A 19,052-nucleotide genomic window follows, 5' to 3' on the forward strand; every position below is an offset into this window, starting at 1 on the left:
CCAGCGTAATGCGCTCTTTCGGATATCTGAAAACCAGATATTTCGCCCGATTTTTTAGCGAAGCAGAGGCTAACGCCTCAAGTCGATTTTGTCGGTTCGATCGTCGCGGTGAAGCGCCGAGGCTCGCCGGTGATCGGGTCGTCGAACGCCAGCGTCTGCGCGAATAATTGCAGCGGCCGTTCCGGATCATCAGGCCGCTGATCTTCCAGCTCTGGATAGAAGCGGTCATGCAGGATCGGCGCACCCAGCGCGGCCATGTGCACGCGCAACTGGTGCTTGCGCCCGGTGACCGGCTCCAGCCGATACGTCCACGTGTCCGCACCGCGCGCAACCACATCGATCACCGTCTCGCTGTTCGGCTCACCCACGCCCTCGCGCATGCGGAAGAACGGCTCGCCCGGCTCCAGCCGGCTGCGATGCACATACGGAAACCTCAGCCCAGGTAGCGGCGGCGCCACTGCCAGATAGTGCTTGCGGATGCGTCGCTCGCGGAACAGCGCCTGGTAGATCCCGCGTGTTGCAGGATTCGCCGAGAACAACACCAGTCCGGCAGTGTCACGATCGATGCGGTGCAGTGGCACCAACGCGGGGTTATCGAAATGCCGCACCAGCCGCGTGAGCAACGTCTCGCGCACATACACGCCTGCGGGCACCACCGGCAGAAAGTGCGGCTTGCACGCCACCACCACGTGCGCGTCGGCATGCACCACGGTTTCCGCCGCCGCGATGACGGGCTCATCAGCCACTTCGCGGAAGTAATAGATCTCCGCACCCAATCGATACGGCGCCGCCACATCCAGCACCTGCGCATTCGCGTCCAGCACACGCCCACGCGCGAAGCGGTCACGCCACGTGGCCGCATCCACACTCGGGAAACATGCGCATAGCGCCTCCAATACCGTGGCCCAGCTTCCCATTGGTAGCTGGAACTGGCTGGCGGCCATGCCATCGAGGATCGGGCGTGTTGAAACCATGGCGACAGCGATGCGCGCTCAAACAGATGGGGTTGGATCGTACCGCGCCTACGTTTGGCTGTTGCGCACTCTGCGCAGCGACATGCGCACCTCATCGGCGAAGAATGACTTTCGGGCGATACGCGCGCAGCCCCATTAGGTAATGCTGCGGATCTTTGCCGAGAGATGGAACTCGATGCGTCGTCCTACGATCTACGCGGCCGTTGTCTGCCTTGCTGCATTCCTTGCACCGGTTGCCGCCGCGGCGCAGACGCCACCGCCGTCATTCGCCGCATGTGCCGACGCTGCGGCACACGCACCATTGGTCGGTAGCGAATGCCTGGTCACCGAGGTGCCGCTGCGTCACGAAGCTCCGGATGCCGGCACGATCGAGCTGTTCGTTCGCCGTTTTCCTACGCCGGACCAGAGCAAGCGACGCGGCGAAGTCTGGCTGATTGCGGGCGGGCCGGGCGAAGCCGGCGCATCGCTCTATCCGATGATCAGCACTTACCGGCGCGCCTTTCCCGGCTATGACCTGATCATTCCGGACCATCGCGGCACTGGGCGCTCGGCCCGCCTGTGCCCCGCGCAGGAAGCGCCGCAAAGCGCAGACGGCGTGGGCCTGGCCGGCGCCGAATGGGGCCCGTGCATCGGCGCGCTGTATGCAGATGCGCAAAGAACCAAGGCCTTCACCATCACCGAAGCGGCGCAAGATCTTGCACTGCTGATCCGCCAGCAACGACGCAAGGGCAAGGTGCTGCTGTACGGCGTATCCTATGGCACGCAGTTGGCACTGCGCACCCTGCAAGTGGCGCCCATCCCGTTGGATGGGCTGGTGCTGGATGGCCTGGTGCCACCGGAGACTGCCGCGCAATGGGACTTGAGCCACCGCACCGCGGTGGTCGATGCGGTAGGCCGCGCGCTGTTGGACGACGCACGCATCGCTACCTATCGCAGCGTGCTCGATCGCAGCGATAGCGCCGCATGGCGCACGCAAATCCCCGGCAAAGACCTCAAGCGCTTTCTCGGCATGCTGCTCAACTTCCCCAGGCTGCGCGACCGCATTCCCGCCATCATCGACGGCCTGGCCCGTGACGACGCCACGTTGCTCACTGCCACTATCACCGATCTGCAGACCGCGCTTGCCGCGATGGGCCAAGGCGGCGACAACCAGCCCGCATTGCCGCTGGTCATGCTGATTGCCGCGTCCGAAAACAATGCGCGGCCAACCCTCACCCGCGACACCGTCGCGGCCGAAGCCAAGGACGCCCTGTTCGTCAGCCCCATCCCCGGCCTGCTGGTGGACGCCGGCCTTCCCACCTACCCACGCGACGCCTGGTTCGGCCGCAGCCCCACCACCCTGCCACGCACTCTTGTCATCCACGGCACGCTAGATCCCAACACCCCGTACGCCGGCGCGCAGGCGCATGCCGCACTGCTGAAAACGGCAGGCCCGATGACCCTCAGCACCGTTGAGCGTGGCGCGCATCTGCTCGCGTTTGCAGCCCCTGCGTGTTTTGCGAGTGCGGTTGCTGAGTTTGTGGCGGACCGGAAAGTTGCTGAGCGCTGTCGTGAGCCTGGGGAATGATTATGGGCTATAGAACTGCCATCTTATTGCTCAGTATTTAAAGCGCTCCCCGTCTGCGGCCTACGAAGATGCGCTGATAGCGACACAAGCAAACTCAAGCATTGGCACAACGGCGAGCTCTACCGCAACGGAGCACTTAATGCAGCGCAGTTAATGGGAGATAGATCGCAACGCCGGTTGGTTTGCTGACAAACCTTGTTCCAGCGGTTATGTTCGAACCTGGAACGGGGGTTCTTGCATGGGACGCAGAAAGAGGCAGAGCGGGTTCGAAGCGTTGGCCGCATTGCCGTGGCCGGTTGGCTTCGTGATGGGAATCGCTGCGTATCTGCTGGTGCGCTATGGCATCGGCTGGTGGTTCTCTCACCAAGGTGGAATGCTGTCGCAGGGCTTCGCCCAACAATCGAGTGGAATGTTCGCACCATTGGCGTGGACGCTGCTCGGCGTCTGCTGGCTTGCTGCGCTGTTCTCCTATCTGCGCACACGCAGCCGGCGACGCTTTCTGGAAACACGCACAAGCCTGGAGAGCCTGGCCGCCGGTGGCTGGCGCCAGTTCGAACTATTGGTAGGCGAAGCATTTCGCCGCCAGGGCTACAGCGTCGAAGAAACCGGCCTGGGCGGCGCGGACGGCGGCATCGACCTGATCCTGCGCAAGGACGGCTGCCGCACGCTGGTGCAATGCAAACAGTGGAAGCGCCAGCAGGTTGGCGTCAGCGTCGTGCGGGAGATGTACGGCCTGCTCGCGCATCACCAGGCCCATGCGGTGAAGATCGCCTGCATCGGTAGCTACACGAAAGACGCAGAGCGCTTCGCCGAAGGCAAGCCGATTGAATTGATCGGCGGCGAACAGTTATTGGAGATGATTCGAGCGGTGCAACGACAAGCTACAGCGCAGGCGACACCACAAGCAACGCGCGTCGAACCTGTCTCTGCTTCGACTGAGTCCACTGCCTCTGCGACCATCGCCACCCCAAACTGCCCACGCTGCGGCAGCTCGCTTGTGCAAAGAATAAATCGGCGCACCAGCGAGAACTTCCTAGGCTGCAGCCAGTTCCCGAAATGCAGAGGAACTGCGTAAGTGAAGCTGCTGCGACAGCGCGCTCGTACGAAGGGGGAACCAGTGCATCATCGATTCGTCCCTAGGTTGCAGTAAGTTTCCAAATTTCGCGGAAGCGCGTAGGCGGAGCTGTCTCAAATCGCTCGCGGATGGTGCCCCTGTTCACTTTTCTTCTGGCATCTGTTCTCAACCAAATTTTCGGAAAGAAATGAACTTACACGATCGGCTAGGAACCAAGATAGAGGCAAAGGAATTTCCCAAAGAAAATTTCGGGCTCGATTTAAGTAGTAGTAGGATCGACTGGTGTCGAGGAAAGGAAGTAATTTTCAAGAATTGCAATTTTTCACATAGCCAGATCAAGAATTGCTATTTTCATCGATCTAGATTTGAAAATTGCAACTTTACCGGTTGCGTTTTTCTTGACTCAAACTTTCGTGGAGCAATTTTCATAAATTGCGATTTTAAGTATGCTTTCTTCAAAGGCACGCTAGTCGACTCTCACAAAGTGATTGCAAACCGGCATATATGGCCCAATGCAAGCAGAGACCTCATAAGATCCCTTAGAAAAAATGCAGAGTCGCTCGGAGATGTCGAAGATGCACGCGCATGCCTATTTGCTGAGATGGACGCAAGTGAGGAACATTGGATTCAAGTGAAAAAAGGCGTTACTTGGTACTACACCGATCACTACACAAAAATCGACAAGTTTATCAAGGCTCCATATAAGCTACTTGGCCTCAGGGCTAGCCGCCTAGTATGGGGCTATGGGGAATCCCCCTTCCGCTTGGTGGTAAGCATCGCCTTGCTTCTCGTCGCTAATTCCTTGGCTAGATCACTAGTTTACGAGGACCCCACCTTTTTTGATTGCTTAGCTCGGACCATCGAGATTTTCATTGGAACTCCAGGCAATAACCCGGAATTTCCGAGATGGTGGACGATATCAATTGTCTTTGTGCGCTACTTTACGATTGGACTTTTGGCATCAGTCATTTACAGGAGATTTTCCCGCAGATGAATTCAATTATTCATGCGGCCATATTTGGGTCGGTAGCCAGAGGATCTAACGACGAAAACAGCGACCTAGATGTTATTGCCGTTGTCGATACGACTCAAGGAATTGATAAACACTTAATTGGCAAAAAAATTCAACCGCTTTTTGAAAAAAAGATTGGACTTTCCATCTATGGAATCAATCGAATTTCACAATTATGGCGAGAAGGATCACCTTTCGCTTGGCATTTATTCACGGAATCCATTCCTATACTTCAGTACTCTAAAGGACTAGCGGAAAATCTCGGCTGCCCATCTGATTACAGATCATTGGAATCAGATATCAAAATGATGTCCGGCATTATGGATTCAGCAAGCCATAGAATTGAAGTTTGCCCGGAAAAATCTCATTGCTATGAGGCAGGCCTACTTTACGTAGCAGCAAGAAATTCTGCGATGTATGCTTCAAAAATGTTCAATGGGAAGTTTGATTTTTCCCGTCTTGCGCCGTTCTCAATAAGAGTCGTTAGCTTCCCTCTATCACTGGAAGATTATTCTTTACTGATAGCTTGTCGGCATGCGGCTACCAGAGGACTTCCTCCTCCCCGGCTAGATTCCAAAACACTAACGCACCATTCGCGGCAGTTGCTAGACTGGTCTTGCAATCTTAGACAAAAAATATATCAGGAGTAATTTATGGAATCTAAGTTTCCAAAACGAGTGGAGTTGGAGAGAAGGTGTTTAGATACCGTCAACGACTCAACGCTTAGGACACCATTGGTTGGGCTTTCTCTGGTTACTATAAGACGTTGGATTTCTGATTCTAGAGAAGAGCAACCACATGCAGATTGGGACGGCATCTATGAGGCGCTGGCGCTGAATGCAGAAGCATCGCGCTCGGAAGCAGATATAAGCGACGAAATATTTGTAGATATCTCGGAGGAGGAAGCAGAACGCGCTATCAGTCAACTAAAAATTGCACTACGAAGCTTGAAAGGCCGTGAAGATAGCTAGCGCGGAACATTAACAGTATTAGGTAGACAAGTTTCCCAACGACGTGAGCTGTTCCTATTCGAGCCGTTGCCGCGATGATTTCTTGACCTCCCATACATCCCCCACCCGCCATCCTCGGCTCCAGCCTCAACTGGAGAACACACGATGATGAAGTGGATGGGCACCGCGCTGGCCGCGGCACTGCTGGTGAGCGGTTGCGCCAAGGAGGAGGGCGAGAAGTTCGTCGGCCACTGGGTCAACGTGCAGACGCAGGAAGAGACGATGGACATCGAGCGCAATGGCGAGACCTTCATGGTCCGCAGCACCACGCCGAAGTTCTTCAGCCGCAAGCCCAAGACCGAGAGCTACCCGGCGGTCTACAAGGACGGGGCGCTGCAGGTCACCAACGATGGCGAGACGGTGAACTTCGCCATCGACGCGGCCAACGGCCACCTCAACACCGGTGGCGAGCAGTACCAGCGCGTGCCGGCCAAGTAAGCCCACCGCTGTCGCCAGCGCCCGCGTGCGGACCTTGCCGGTCGCACGCGGGCGTTTGCGTTTGTGGCCTAGCCGGCCACGCCGAAGGGCTACTGGTGCACGCTGCGTCGCGCGGGCGCCGGGCCGGACACACCGCCCGTCGCCCGACCTTGCGCTGCCGCTGCCATTCCACCCCGCGCAAGCCGTACAGTGCGCAGGCACGCCAGGGTCATGGCGCTGCCCGACCGATCAATCCAGCAACTACGAGGGTGTCATGAGCAAGGGGATGGACCAGAAGAAGAGCCAGAAGAAAGAGCCGACCAAGACGCTGAAGGAAAAGCGCGCGGCCAAGCAGGAAAAGAAGGGCAAGTAAGCCGCCCGGCCTGCCAGACGGCAGACGAGGTCAGGCGGATCGCCTGACCTCGCGTTTTTTGGACGTTTCACTAGGGGCTGAGCGTTGGCTTGCGAACTCGGCCTGTCGGACTCTCCCACTCACCGCTGGCATGACCTGCGGTAGCACCCCAACGCTGCAGCAGACCGATCAACGACCCGGCCAAAGCTGCTGCACTAATGTGGGTTTGTGCGGATTTGGAGCTCGTCATGAGCCGTTTGACCATCGATCTGAACGATCAGCAGCACCAGAGCCTGAAGGCGCTGGCGGCTCTGCAGGGCAAGACCATCAAGCAAATACGCGCTTGAACGCCTGTTCCCTGGCGACCTAAACGCTGATCAGGCATGGCAGGAGTTGAAGACCCTCCTTGGGGGACGTGTCGAGGAAGGCCTTGCCGGCAACGTGTCTACCAGGAGCATCAGCACCATCCTGTATGAAGAATTCGCCGAGGGCCGTCGCGGTTGATGCACGGCTACGTCCTCACCGACGCAGCCGAAGCCGAAGCCGATCTGCGCGGGATCATCCGCTACACCTCGGCACGCTGGGGCCAGGCGCAGGTTCGCCGATACATCGCAGACCTATCGAGGCGAGGCGTGATCTCGATGATGTTGGATGTAGCAGTCTTCAGCGACGTCATATCGGCTGAGGTGGTTTTACTCTTTGATTCCTGCTGCTCCCGATAACGTATAAGTGGGTGTACCCCGACCGAGTAATTGCGCCCAGGCATGATCTGGTAACTCAATGACAGATTGATCGTCCTGACGATTGACTGCCCCGGCTTCAGGACAAGAGATGGCGTGGAACCTCGGACGTTGTGCACATAGATGCCGCGATAGTCGACAGGGCTGCCGTCCTCTTGCAGGACCTTGAACAGATTGGTCTGCAACACCCCGCCTTTGTCTACGTCTGGAACATACGAGGCAGGTAGCTCGATGGGCTGGTCACCTGCGTTGGCCATCGTGACTGAGACGGATGCTCCAGCTGTCGCTGTATGCGCTGCCTGTCTGTTTTGGAGTCTGATCTCCAGCCTCCCAGCCGCAGTCGCGCTGGAGAAGGCTGACAGCGCGAGAATCCCAAGAACCCATATCGCCTTCATCATTCACCTCTTACGCGCAAGCGCTTCTTTGTCGTCAGTTCTCATGCCATCTCTCCGGCTTGGGGTACGAGCCCTGGACGGGCGGAACCACCGTGGCGGGCGACTCCTGGGCAGACGCTAGTCGCGATTCATCCTCGGAGCGATCTTTCAATCCAACGTGCACTATCGCGCGCGGTTGGGGACCTGACGCTTTGGCGCTTCCCACATCACCGTCTAGCGCAAGTCCTCGTCGGCACCGTCCACACGGTCTCCTGCATCAAGCTGCTGCAACACGCGATCGAAATCGCTCACGAACAGCTGGTCCTGCACGATGCGGTACTTTTCGAACTCGCTTTCCGCATGCGCTTTGGCGATCTCGGCGGTGACGCGCCCTGCGTCCTGCAACACCTGCCGGTCGGTTGCTTCGATGAAACGATTCAGACGTGTTTCCCAATCCTGCATGGTCATCGGAATCTGCCGCAGTGCCATGTCCTCGGCCAGGTCCAGATAGGCCGATACGAGGCGTTGCAACTGCGCCATCTCGCCGGTGGTCAGGTAGTTCTTGGCAACCGCCACGTCGAACTTCTGGATCTTCCCGCGCGGTGCATCGGCCCAGGTGGTCAGGCCCATGTGCTGCTTGCCGGCATCGGCTCGGTGGTAGACGACTTCTGCTGCGGTTTGCCCGTGGATGGCCCAGTGCAGCTTGTTCTGCACTGTGGCGAAGAACCGCTGGGTTGCCTGCGCGGTGGCATCGTAGTCCAGGGCGGTGGCGTAGATGTCGGTGATCTTCTGGTAGAACTTGCGCTCGGAGAGACGGATCTCGCGGATGCGCTGCAACTGCTCTTCGAAGTAGCGCTTGCCGAGCACCGTGCCGTCATTCTTCAGGCGCTCATCGTCCATCGCGAAGCCCTTGATCGTGAAGGACTCGATGATGGTGGTGGCCCACTTGCGGAACTGCACCGCGCGCTCGGAATTGACCTTGTAGCCCACGGCAATGATGGCCGCGAGGTTGTAGTGCTTGGTGTCGTAGCTCTTGCTGTCGGCGGCAGTTATTCGAAAATTTCGAATAACTGCATCTGGCTGTAACTCGTTGTCAGCGAACACCTTTTTCAGGTGGTAGTTGATGGTGTGGGTTTCGACATCGTAGAGCTGGGCCAGCATCTTCTGCGTCAGCCAGACGTTTTCGTCGGCATACGCCGCCTGCACGCCGCCCTCGCCTGCGGCGGCCACGAAGGTCAGGTATTCGGCCGCCGACGAGCGGACGAGCGAAATTTCATGCTTTTTCGCCATTGATGCCTCCCATGCTGGCGATACCGCACAACCAGTTTTTCTTCGTCCATGATGCTATCCGGGCATGCCCGGTGATGGTGATAGGCGAACGTGCCGTTCTGCCGTAAGTGATGTTGCCATTGCGCCGGCTCGCGTCCATCAGAACAACGAACCCTGCACGGGCAACGCAGTAGCTGGTTCTGTTGCTGGCTTGACGGGTGCCGCCTGCTGCTGCGCACCCAACCGCCACGCCAGGCCAGAGATGCGCGCGGCGTGCCGGGCCAGTGCGCTGCGGATGACCGCCTCGCTGCCGGCCAGGTGCAGGGCGCGGCGGGCGCGGGTGATGCCGGTGTAGAGCAGTTCGCGGCTGAGCACGCGGGCGTCGCGGGTGGGCAGTTGCAGCCAGACGGTGTCGAATTCGCTGCCCTGGGCCTTGTGCACGGTCATGGCGAAGGCGCTTTCGTGTGCGGGCAGTGCGGCGGGGTGGAAGCCGCGCACCTGGCCGTCGCCGTCGCCTTCGAACCAGGCGACCAACGGGCCTTGGGCACGGCTGTCGGTTCCTGGGTCGCGGCGGCTGGCGGTGCCGCCGGACTGGCCTGGCCCTGAAGCGGCGCCTTCGTCGCTGCGCCCCGAAGAGGGACTCGCGTCGCTTCGCAGGCAGATGCCGACGTCGCCGTTGAACAGGCCGTGGCGGTAGCTGTTTTCGGTGATCAGCAGCAGGCGGCCCTGGAACCAGGGCGAGGCGGCGCCGAGGCGGCGCGCGCCGGAGCCGGTTTCGGCCAGCAGTTGTTCGATACGGGCGTTGAGGCCGCGTGCGCCCTGCGGGCCGGCGCGCACGGCGGTGAGCAGGCGCAGGCGCGCGGCATCGCGCAGAGCGGCGGCCGGGTCTTGCGCGTCGGCCAGTGCGCGCCAGTGCGCGAGCAATGCGTCGCGGCCCAGGGTGAGCGGGTCTTCGCCGTCTTCGTGGAAGTGCACGCCGGCCAGCTCGCCGCTGCGCAGCAGGGCCAGGGCGGTGTCGGCGTCGCCGGCGCGCACGGCGTCGGCCAACGGGGCCAGTGCAAAGTCGTCCGCCTGCCGGTAGCCGCGCAGCAGGTGCACGCGGTGGCCGGCCAGGCCGCCACCCTGGCTGGCGGCGGGCGTGGTGTCGCCGGGCGGGTTGCCGAGCAGCGCTTGCAGCGCCTGTGCGTCCTGCGGCTGCAGGGCATCGCCGGGGCCGGCGGCCTGCAGGATGGCGGCGAGCACGTCGCCGGCTTCCACCGAGGGCAGCTGGTCGGCGTCGCCGAGCAGGATCAGCTGGGTGCCATCGGCCACGGCTTCGACCAGCTTGCACATCAGCGGCAGGCCGACCATGGAGGCTTCGTCGACGACGATCAGGTCCAACGGCAGCGGGTTGTCGGCGTTGTGGCGGAAGTGCGGGGAATCCGGGATGACGCCGAGCAGGCGATGCAGAGTGCTGGCGCCATTGGGCAGCGCATCGGCCAGGGCCGGGTCGATGCCGCCAGCGATGGCGCGCGTGACCGCAAGGCGCAGGCTTTCGGACATGCGCTCGGCGGCACGACCGGTGGGCGCGGCCAGGGCGATGCGCGGGGCCGGGGTGTTAGAGGCGTGTGCCTGGGCGATGCGCAGCAGCAACAGGCGGGCGATGGTGGTGGTCTTGCCGGTGCCGGGGCCGCCGGTGACCAGCAGCAGGGTGCGGCGCAGCGCCAGGGCGGCGGCCTGAGCCTGGCGGTCTGGGTGGTGGGATGGAGCCGGTGGGGCCGCACCTTCCTGGTCGACGGATGGCTCGGGCAGGCGCGTGCCCTCACCCGCCCTTCGGGCACCCTCTCCCATGTGGAGAGAGGAAGCCTGGGGGAATAGCTGCGCGAACAGCGGGGCCAGCGTGGCGGCGTCGAAGGGGGGCGGCGACTGGGCGGCGATGCGTTGCAGGCCCAGCGCCAGGCGGCGCTCGTACTCGCGGTAGCGGCGCAGGTAGAGCAGGCCGCGTTCCAGCACCAGCGGGCAGTCGGCGGCGGCGGGGTCTTGCGGATTCGGTTGGTCGACCCAGCGCGAGGCGGCCAGGGTGCGTTGCCAATCGCCTGGGTCCGGGAGTGCGGGCGCTGGGCCCTCGCGCGCGTCCAGCAGCATGCCGGCGCGGGCGGGGTCCAGCCCTGCGTGGCCGCTGGTGACGGCCAGCGAGGCGAGTGCGGCGCCGGCCAACACCTGGGGGTCGGTGTCCGGGGCCAGGCGTTGCAGGCTCTGGGCGAAGGCCAGATCCAGCGGGCGCAGGGCGTCGGCCTTGATCAGGGCGTTGAAGAGGGTTGGGTGGTTCATGCGGTGGACGCCTCCCGGGCGCAGGCGCCCTCACCCCACCCCCCGCTCCGCGCCCCAGCCCGCGCCAGCGGCGCGGGCGCGCCAAGGCACGCGCGCCAGTGGCGCGCAACCAGTGCCTTATCGTCCCGGGGGGAGCGGGGCTTTGGTGCGTCAGCGGTAAGGGGCTGTGCGCTAGCGGGCATCGGGCGTGCCTGGGTTGCTGGATGTCGGCTCCGGGGCGCTGCCGGCGAACAGGGCGTCCAGGGCTTGGACCAGCGCCGGGTCGAAGCGCCAGGCGTGGATGCCGGGTGCGGGCGTGGCGCGGTTGACGGCGTCGAAGCGGGCGTCGGAGTCGAAACCCGAATCGGAAATGGAGCTGGCTCCACTGACTGGGTCGGAATCGGAGGCGGCGCTGGCACCGTTGACGGAGCCGGAGTCGGAACCGGAACCGGGGATGGAACTGGAGTCGGCTGCGGGGTTGCGGGTGGCGTCCAGGCCGCGGCAGAACAGGTAGCGCACGCCGCCGAAGTCGCGCGCGTAGTCGTAGCCATCGCCCAGGCGGAAACGCAGCCAGCGGTGCAGGGCGACGGTGTAGATCAGCGCCTGCAATTCGTACTCGCTGTGCGCCATGGCGCGGGCCAGGGCGTCGGCGTCGTAGCTGGGCAGGCGGTTGGACTTGTAGTCGAGCACGTACCAGCGCCCGTCCACGGTGTAGGTGAGGTCGATCAGGCCGGTCATCAGGCCTTCCAGCCGCTGGCGCGCGCCGAAGGCCTGGCGGTCGCCGACCACACCAAACCGGTGCAGCAACGCAAGAAGCGCATCGACGCGGGTGGGCCGCATGGCGAAGTGAAATTCCATCTCGTTGCGACGCTGCGGCGCGGGGACGGCGGCCAGGGTGGTGCCTTCGGGCAGGGCCACGGTGAGGGTGTGGCCGATCAGCGCGGTGAGCATGGCCAGGCCGTCGTCCCATTCCTTCTCGACGTAGCCGCCGCGTTGCAGCGCCTCGAGGATGGCGGCGGCCTGGCCCTCGGGTGCGGGCAGGCCGGGGCGCCAGGCCTGCCAGGCGGCAAAATCGCAGCGCTCGAACACGTCGTGCATCACCACGCCGAAACGGTTGCCGGCAAAGCGTGGGTCGAAGGCGTCGACCTCGGCGGCCACCGCAACGGCCTCGCTGCCGGACGGCTCGTCGCTGCCGCCACTGCCGACCACCGTGGCGCTGGCCATCGGGTCGGTGGCGGCGCCGGCATCGGCATTGGCCAGCTGGGTGAAGCTGTAGACCCACCAGTCCGGGGCGATATGCCGCTGCGGGGCGCGCGCGGGCGGCACCTGCGCCTCGACCGGCGGCGGCAGGCGCGGCAGGTTGGTGGGCGGCGTGGACGTGTCCACCACCACTGCGCCCTCGCCGGCCGCGCCCTGCAGCGCGTCCAGCGCGCGCAGCATGCCGGACAGTGCGGTGCGCTCGTGCTGGTGGAACGGGCCGCTGGCGATCCACAGCGCGTGCTCGGCACGGGTCAGGCCGACGTAGAGCAGGCGTGCGTCTTCGGCGCGTTGTTCCTGCTTCCAGGCCGCTTCGGCGGCGCTCCAGGTCGGGTCGTCCTTGTCAGTCTTCCAGTGCAGCTGGCGGCCGAGCTCCGGCGCATGCACCACGCAATGGCGGCCGGCGCCCTTGTCGCTGCGGCCGATGCCGATGTACGGCAGGAACACCAGCGGATATTCCAGGCCCTTGCTCTTGTGCAGGGTGACGATCTGCACACGGCGCGCGTCCGATTCCAGCCGCAGCTGCTGGGCTTCGTCGTTGTCGTCGGCATTGGCGATGCGGCGCGACAGCCAGTCGACCAGGCCATGCGGGCCGAGTGCGCGGGCATCGGCTTCCTGCAGCAGTTCGGCCAGCTGCAGGTAGTTGGTGAGGCGACGCTCGCCATCGACCAGGGCGAGCAGGCGTTGCCCGTGCGCGGCGCCCAGGTCGCCGATCAGGGCGAGCGGGCCGCCGCGCTGCCAGCGCTCGCGCCAGTCCAGCGCCTGCTGCTGCCAGCGGCGGTGACGCTCGCCGTCGTGCGCGAGTGCGGCGATGGCGGCGGCGTCCGCGCCGATCAGCACGGTGGCCAGCGCGGCGCGCAGGCGGCTGTCGTCGCCCGGGTCGAGCAAGGCCTGCAGCAGGGCCAGCAGCTCCAGCGCCTCGTCGGTGGCGAACAGGCTCTGCTTGCCGGCCGCCACGGCGGGGATGCCTACCGCGCCCAGCGCCTGTTGCATGCGCGTGGCCTCGCCGTGGCTGCGCACCAGCACGGCGATATCGCCGGCCTGCACCGGGCGGCCATTGACGCTGGCGGTGCCGTCACGGCCACCGGCCAGCCAGCCACGGATCGCCGCCACGCAGGCGGCGGTGGCCAGCTCGCGGGCGCGGTTGGCGCTCCAGGGTTTGGGCTTTCCTGCTTGCTTGGTTTTTGCCGCTGCCGCGGCAGGTGGCGGCGGCGGTTCCGGGGCGCGCCACAGCGTCAGCGCCGGGGCGGGGCCGCCATCGCGTTGCAGGTCCGCATCCACCCGCTTGGTGCCGGGCCGCACCGGGTGGAAGGCGATGCCATCGGTGAGGAAGGCGTCGGTGTAGCCGGCCTGCGCGTACAACGCGTCGATGGCCGCCAGCACGCCGGGGCGCGAGCGGAAGTTGTGGCTCAGCGGCGGGGCGAGTTCGGCAGTGACGGCGGCGGCCAGATAGGTGCGCACGTCGCCACCACGGAAGCCGTAGATGGCCTGCTTGGGGTCGCCGATCAGAAACAGCGCCGGCTCCAGGCCGGCCGCGCGTGCGAGCGGGCCTTCGCCGAACACGTTGGAGAAGATCGCCCATTGGCGGTCGTCGGTGTCCTGGAATTCGTCCACCAGCGCGATGGCGTATTGCGCGCGCAGCCGTGTGACCAGCGCCTGGGCCTGCGCGCCTTCCAGCGCGTGCGCGACGCCATCGACCAGGTCGTCGTAGGTCTGCACGCGGCGCTGGCGCTTGAGCAATGCCAGCCGCGCAATGGCATCCTCGCGCAGGGCATGCAGCAGGCGGATGCGGCGACGGCTGCGCCATGCTTCGACACCGGCCAGCGCGGTGAGATAGCCGTCGATCTCGTGGCTCAGCGGCGAGGCCGGGGTGCGCTCGACGAACTTCTTGTTGGTGCCGGCGGCCAGTTCCGCGGCGGTCAACTTGATCAGCTTGGCGTGCGGGGCGGCGTTGACTGAGGGCGCGGCGGCGAAGCTGTCGAACCAATGCCACAACGCTGTTAGCCACTCGGGCTTGTAGCTGACCTTGCTCAGGATGCCGCCGTCGATGGCGGCCATGATGGTGTCGAAAAACGCGGTGCCGTGGGTCTGGAATGCCGCGGCCAATGCGGCGCTGGCGTCCTGCACCGCTTGCAGCAGCGCAGCCGAATCGTCGCTTGTCGTGGCGGCGGCCGGCAGCAGCGTTGGATGGCGCACCAAGGCGCGCAGATCGCTGGCCAGTGCCTCCGGGCCGCCCGACCATAGCGCGATCAGGTCTTCGGCCATTGCCGCATCGGCGGCGCGCTGGCGCCATAGATCGGCGGCGACTTCGCCGAGCAGTTCGCGGTCGTTGGCGAGCAGTTCCGGTGCGGCGAAGGCCTGGCCGCTTTCCAGCGCATGCTCGCGCAGCACACGCGCGCAGAAGCCGTGGATGGTGAACACGGCGGCCAGGTCGATTTCTTCCACCGCCTGTTGCAGGCGGCGGCGCAGGGCCGCGGGTGTTTCGGTGCCGGTGGCCAGGTGGGTGGCGAGGATGGCGCGGGTGAGCAGCACATCGGGCGCGTCCTGTAGGAGCGGACCTGGCCGCGACAGGTCGTCGGCGAGCTCGGTCGCGGCCCGGGCCGCTCCTACGGGGGCGCTGGGTGTTTCGGTGCCAGGGACCAGGTGCGTGGCAAGAAAGGCGTCGGGCGCTTCGTGTAGGAGCGGACCTGGCCGCGACGGGTCGTCGGCGAGGTCGGTCGCGGCCCGGGCCGCTCCTACGGGGGCGTCGGGGACCAGGGTTGCGGCCAGCACCAGGCGCTCGCGGATGCGGCGGCGCAGTTCCTGGGTGGCGGCCTCGGTGAAGGTAACGGCGAGGATCTGGCCGATGCGCAGGCCACGCTCGACCACCAGCCGGGTGAACAGCGTGGCCAGGGTGAAGGTCTTGCCAGTGCCGGCGCTGGCCTCGATCAGGCGTACGCCATGCAACGGCAATTCCAGGTACGGGTCGGTGACCGGGCTGGCGCTCATTCGGCCTCTTCCTGCGCGCCGTGCCAGTGGCGCCAGCTCTCGATCAATCGCTCCGGATCCAGCGTGGCATCGGCGTTGCCGCGCTCGAGCAGGTCGTACACGCGATGGCTAGTGATGGCGAAATCGGCAAAGCGCTGCGCATCGGCGAACGGGTCGCGGCCGCGGTTGACCAGGCGCAGTTCCGGGCTGTGCGATTCGCTCCAGCCGAAGCTGGACTGCCACTGCCCGGCGGCCTCCTTAATGGCCTTGTCCAGGTCGTCGCTACGCGCGGCCTGGTGGTATTTCCAGCTGCTATAGGGCGCGAACGCCAGCGGCGTCTGCAAGCCCTGCCGGTACATCTGCAGCAGCGCAGCCAACGCGCCCTGCGCCTGCGTCTGCGACAGCGGCTCGGCATCGATGGGATGCGGGCCCAAACCGTCTTCGTCTTCGAAGAAGCGCACATACGGCGCGTGCTCGCCGGCGGCGCGCAGCAGCAGCCATTCCAGGCCGTGGCGGATCGCGCTGCGGCCGCTGAGCGCGCCGACCTGCACCCGCCCCACCCCGCTCGCATACCAGCCGGGCACACGGCCGTGCACCTCGGTCTGGCCGATCTGCACCTGCAACCGACGCGACTGCGCCGGCGCTTCGCCGCGCCAGTGCCGGAATGCCTCGGCATACGGGCGCAGTTGCGCCACCCGCTCATCGAGCTGGCGTCGCCCCAGTGGCCCGGACGGCAGTAGCGCACGCGCGCGCAGACGCTCGTAGAGCCGCTCGGTGTCGCCGGCCAGCGCGGCATCGAACACGTGCTGCTGCAGGCCGTATTGCTCCAGCCCGCGCGTGGGCGCGAGCAGCGGCTCCAGATCGCTGTCTTCGCCGGCCGGATCCGGCAAACGCATCCCCAGGCGGTGGCGCAGGAACTGCCCGGCCGGGTCGGCGAACAGGCGGCGCAGCTCGTCGATCGACACATTCGTCGGCACTGCGATGTCATCGGCCGGCAACGCACCGGCCACCCAGGGCGCCAGCGGCTGGCGCTGGCCGGTAAGGCTGTCCACCGCAGGCCGCCACTGCCGGCGATAGCTGAAACGGCGCGGGTCGGCGCCGTGATCGCCCGGCGCACCGAAGGCAGCGGCGGCAAACGGCTGCAACGGGTGGTGCACCACCAGCGTGTCGATTGCCGCCGGGTCGGCGTGGTACTGCGCGGCGCTGCCCAGCAGCTCGCTGACCAGCACCGACGGTTCGCGCGCGCTGCCGTCGCGCGCATCGGCGCCGAGATAGCTCAGGTAGAACACTTCCTGCGCGGAGGCGAACAACTGCAGGAACAGGAACCTGTCGTCCTCGCGGGTCGAACGGTCGCCGTGCCGGCGACGCTCGGTGCCCAATTCCGCGGTGAGGCGATTGAGCCCGGCGGCCGGGTCGCGGCGCGGGAAGTCGCCATCGTTCATGCCGAGCAGGCAGATCGCGCGGAACGGCAGCAAGCGCATCGGCACCATGCGGCCGAAACTGATGCCGCCGGTGAGCAGCGGCGCGCGCGTGTCCGACTCGCCCAGCACTGCAGCAAAATGCGCGCGCACCACTTCGGCCGGCACGCTGCCTGCGTACTCGGCGCGCACCGCGTCGCGGGCGAACTGGTCGATCAAGCTGCGCAGCCGATCCAGCGCGCGCTGCGCACGCGGTGCCGAAGGCGCTTTTGGCATCAGCGCCTCCAGCAGGCCGAGTAGCCGCTCGCGCCACTCGACCGGCGTCATCGCCTCGGCCAACACGGACTGGTAGCGTTCGAGCACACGCAGCAGCTTCAACAAGATATCCAGTGCGGCCAGCGCGCTGCCTTCCAGCTGCGGCCAGGGCGCCACACCCTCGATATCGTCGTCGGTGCCGCTGGCATGGCCGAGCAGCAGCCGGTCCAGCGCGAAGCGCCAGGTGTAGGCGTCGTCGCCCGGCGCCTGATGCTGGCGCCGGTGCGCCGCATCCAGCCCCCAGCGCGCGCCGGCCGCATGCAGCCAGCCGCGCAGACGTTCCAGCCCGGCTTCGTCCAGGCCGGCGGCCTCGGCGATCGGCGCACTGGCGAGCAGGTCGAGGATCTCGTGCAGGCCGAAGCGTGCGATCGGCAAGCCGAGCAAGCTCAGGAACACTTCGGCCAGCGGCTCGCTGGCCAACGGGCTGGCATCGGCCAGCGCGTACGGCAAGGCATCGTCGTTGCCGTGGCTGCCGAACACCGCGTCCAGGTACGGCACGTACGGGTCGATATTTGGCGACAGCACCGCGATCTCGCGCGGCTGCAGCGGCGGGTCGAAGCGCGCATCGTCGAGCAAGGCGCGCAGCTGGTCGTGCAGCACCTGCAGCTCGCGCAGCCGTGTGTGGCAGGCGTGCACCTGCAGGCTGGGGTCGTGCAGATTCACCGCCGGCAACACGGCAGGCACGCTGGGCGCGCGGCGATGGAACAGGTCGCTCTGCATGCGCCGCAACAGGCTGTCGCCCAGGCCGCCGTCGGCCAGTGCGCGGCGGCCGGACTCCAGCGGGTCGGCGTAGGCGGCGATCTCGGCCAGCGGGTGCACCACCTCGTAGTCGCCGACCAATGCCATGAAGTCGCGCCCGGCCGCGCCCCAGGCCTGCAGCAGCGGGTTTTCCTGCACCTGCTCGGCAAACAGCTGCACCGCACCGTCTTCGCGACGGCGCTGCCACAGGGTCTGCAGGTCGCCCCAGTAACCTTGCGTGGGCGTGGGCAGGTAGAAATGCAGCGTGCCCACGCGCGCCTGCGTGGCCAGCACGCGCAGCACGTCGGGCGAAATATTCAAGATGGCGAAGGCGAACAGGCGCCTGGGCAAGCCCTGCGGCAGCGGGCCGTCCGGGCGTGCGTAGCGATCCAGATACTGGCCGATGCGGCGCGCGCGGTATTGCCGGCCGGTGGCAATGCTGCGCCACAGCCGCGCCTGCGGATCATCGGGGTCGGCGCCGCCTTCCCAGCGCAGCAACCAGTCGCGTCGCCAGGCCTGGTACTTCTCGAACACATTGCCCAGCTCGCCGGCCAGCGCCCAGGGCTTGAGCGCATCGCCATCGGACAGATAACCGGCCAGGGGCGCCAACGCCGCGTCGCTGCCCAGGTCGGCCTGCAAGGCGGCGTACAGGCGCCACTGCGTGGTGGCCATGTCCAGGTCGTCGTCGGCCGGGCCGAGATTGCATTCCAGCGCGCGCGCGACGAATTCGCCGGGGGTGAGGAATTCCAGATTGGCCGCCACGCCGTGCTCGGCCGCCAGCGTGGACTGCAGCCAGCGCCGCATCGCCACCTGCGGGATCAGCACCACCTCCGGCTGCAGCAACGGCTGCTCCGGCACCGGCCGGCGCAGCTCCTGTGCGAGCAAGGCAGCCAGCGTATCCAGCGCATTTGAGGGATAGAGGCGGAAATCGGGCGCGGAAGTGGCGTGCATGCGTACGCGCATTGTGCCGGATGCGGCCGTGCTGCGCTGTTGGCCCAGGGCCGGCGCGCAGCGAGTGGCGTCGCTGTTCGGGCCGTACTGGAGTGGGCAGGCGCGCGGCCAACCATGGCGATGACGGCCGACACGCTGGAGCTACTGCACCCGAACGCAGCACGTGCGAGCGGATTGCGGGTTGCCTACGATGCAGTACTGCCTGCGATGCCGTGCGGCCGCGGCGCTCGGCGGTATCGCTGCAAGCCGTCGTCGACCAACGCGCCTCCAGGCGCCGGCACCGCCATGCAATACCCCTGCGGGGACATCACAAAAAGCGATGGGCCG

12 protein-coding genes and 1 pseudogene are annotated in these 19,052 nt (G+C 65.3%); 7 read left to right on the forward strand and 6 right to left on the reverse strand.

The window, feature by feature from the left end; all coding sequences use genetic code 11:
* Positions 1-77 precede the first annotated feature (77 nt).
* Positions 78-974 (reverse strand): pseudouridine synthase, encoded by an 897-nt coding sequence (locus AC1PLS_RS20915; protein WP_481104026.1) that lies wholly within the window; start codon positions 972-974, stop codon positions 78-80.
* Positions 975-1,149: 175 nt separating this feature from the next.
* Between AC1PLS_RS20915 and AC1PLS_RS20920 the strand changes: the two genes are divergently transcribed.
* The 7 genes and pseudogenes from AC1PLS_RS20920 to AC1PLS_RS20950 all read left to right on the forward strand — a co-directional run bounded on the left by AC1PLS_RS20920 (position 1,150) and on the right by AC1PLS_RS20950 (position 6,911).
* The gene (locus AC1PLS_RS20920) at positions 1,150-2,541 is read left to right on the forward strand and encodes an alpha/beta fold hydrolase (RefSeq protein ID WP_481104027.1); all 1,392 of its coding nucleotides are present in this window, start codon (positions 1,150-1,152) and stop codon (positions 2,539-2,541) included.
* 238 nt (positions 2,542-2,779) lie between these two features.
* Complete coding sequence (locus tag AC1PLS_RS20925) at positions 2,780-3,616, forward strand: restriction endonuclease (protein WP_481104028.1); 837 nt, start codon at positions 2,780-2,782, stop codon at positions 3,614-3,616.
* A gap of 187 nt (positions 3,617-3,803) precedes the next feature.
* On the forward strand, positions 3,804-4,610 hold the full coding sequence (locus AC1PLS_RS20930) for a pentapeptide repeat-containing protein (RefSeq protein ID WP_481104029.1): 807 nt from the start codon (positions 3,804-3,806) through the stop codon (positions 4,608-4,610).
* A complete protein-coding gene (locus AC1PLS_RS20935; RefSeq protein ID WP_481104030.1) occupies positions 4,523-5,278 on the forward strand; it encodes a nucleotidyltransferase domain-containing protein in 756 nt (251 codons plus the stop codon). The genes AC1PLS_RS20930 and AC1PLS_RS20935 overlap by 88 nt, the downstream gene beginning before the upstream one ends.
* Positions 5,279-5,281: 3 nt before the next feature.
* Positions 5,282-5,599, forward strand: coding sequence for a hypothetical protein (locus AC1PLS_RS20940; RefSeq protein ID WP_155758412.1), 318 nt, complete (start codon positions 5,282-5,284; stop codon positions 5,597-5,599).
* A gap of 144 nt (positions 5,600-5,743) precedes the next feature.
* Complete coding sequence (locus tag AC1PLS_RS20945; RefSeq protein ID WP_039513672.1) at positions 5,744-6,076, forward strand: lipoprotein; 333 nt, start codon at positions 5,744-5,746, stop codon at positions 6,074-6,076.
* A 579-nt stretch (positions 6,077-6,655) separates the two neighbouring features.
* Positions 6,656-6,911 (forward strand): annotated as a pseudogene (locus AC1PLS_RS20950) (antitoxin).
* 61 nt (positions 6,912-6,972) lie between these two features.
* Here AC1PLS_RS20950 and AC1PLS_RS20955 read toward each other — a convergent pair.
* From AC1PLS_RS20955 to recC, 5 genes are all read right to left on the reverse strand, one after another.
* On the reverse strand, positions 6,973-7,404 hold the full coding sequence (locus tag AC1PLS_RS20955) for a hypothetical protein (protein WP_231110695.1): 432 nt from the start codon (positions 7,402-7,404) through the stop codon (positions 6,973-6,975).
* Between the two features lie 351 nt (positions 7,405-7,755).
* Positions 7,756-8,811 carry a virulence RhuM family protein gene (locus AC1PLS_RS20960; RefSeq protein WP_047126549.1) on the reverse strand — a complete coding sequence of 352 codons (1,056 nt, stop codon included), beginning with the start codon at positions 8,809-8,811 and terminating at the stop codon, positions 7,756-7,758.
* A 138-nt stretch (positions 8,812-8,949) separates the two neighbouring features.
* Complete coding sequence (gene recD / locus AC1PLS_RS20965; RefSeq protein WP_481104031.1) at positions 8,950-11,100, reverse strand: exodeoxyribonuclease V subunit alpha; 2,151 nt, start codon at positions 11,098-11,100, stop codon at positions 8,950-8,952.
* 171 nt (positions 11,101-11,271) lie between these two features.
* Positions 11,272-15,324 carry a UvrD-helicase domain-containing protein gene (locus tag AC1PLS_RS20970; RefSeq protein WP_481104032.1) on the reverse strand — a complete coding sequence of 1,351 codons (4,053 nt, stop codon included), beginning with the start codon at positions 15,322-15,324 and terminating at the stop codon, positions 11,272-11,274.
* Entirely contained in the window at positions 15,321-18,725 is a 3,405-nt protein-coding gene (gene recC, locus AC1PLS_RS20975) for an exodeoxyribonuclease V subunit gamma (protein ID WP_481104033.1), read from the reverse strand. Before recC ends, AC1PLS_RS20970 begins: the two co-directional genes overlap by 4 nt.
* Between the last annotated feature and the right edge of the window lie 327 nt (positions 18,726-19,052).

It is taken from the genome of Xanthomonas sp. NCPPB 3218 (assembly GCF_056725185.1).

Bases quoted from the DNA above. Each gene is read 5' to 3' on its own strand.
- AC1PLS_RS20940 (WP_155758412.1), top strand. From the start codon at position 5,282: ATGGAATCTAAGTTTCCAAAACGAGTGGAGTTGGAGAGAAGGTGTTTA.
- AC1PLS_RS20925 (WP_481104028.1), top strand. From the start codon at position 2,780: ATGGGACGCAGAAAGAGGCAGAGCGGGTTCGAAGCGTTGGCCGCATTG.
- AC1PLS_RS20920 (WP_481104027.1), top strand. From the start codon at position 1,150: ATGCGTCGTCCTACGATCTACGCGGCCGTTGTCTGCCTTGCTGCATTC.
- AC1PLS_RS20915 (WP_481104026.1), bottom strand. From the start codon at position 974: ATGGTTTCAACACGCCCGATCCTCGATGGCATGGCCGCCAGCCAGTTC.
- AC1PLS_RS20930 (WP_481104029.1), top strand. From the start codon at position 3,804: ATGAACTTACACGATCGGCTAGGAACCAAGATAGAGGCAAAGGAATTT.
- recD (WP_481104031.1), bottom strand. From the start codon at position 11,100: ATGAACCACCCAACCCTCTTCAACGCCCTGATCAAGGCCGACGCCCTG.
- AC1PLS_RS20945 (WP_039513672.1), top strand. From the start codon at position 5,744: ATGATGAAGTGGATGGGCACCGCGCTGGCCGCGGCACTGCTGGTGAGC.
- AC1PLS_RS20960 (WP_047126549.1), bottom strand. From the start codon at position 8,811: ATGGCGAAAAAGCATGAAATTTCGCTCGTCCGCTCGTCGGCGGCCGAA.
- AC1PLS_RS20935 (WP_481104030.1), top strand. From the start codon at position 4,523: ATGGTGGACGATATCAATTGTCTTTGTGCGCTACTTTACGATTGGACT.
- recC (WP_481104033.1), bottom strand. From the start codon at position 18,725: ATGCACGCCACTTCCGCGCCCGATTTCCGCCTCTATCCCTCAAATGCG.
- AC1PLS_RS20955 (WP_231110695.1), bottom strand. From the start codon at position 7,404: ATGGCCAACGCAGGTGACCAGCCCATCGAGCTACCTGCCTCGTATGTT.
- AC1PLS_RS20970 (WP_481104032.1), bottom strand. From the start codon at position 15,324: ATGAGCGCCAGCCCGGTCACCGACCCGTACCTGGAATTGCCGTTGCAT.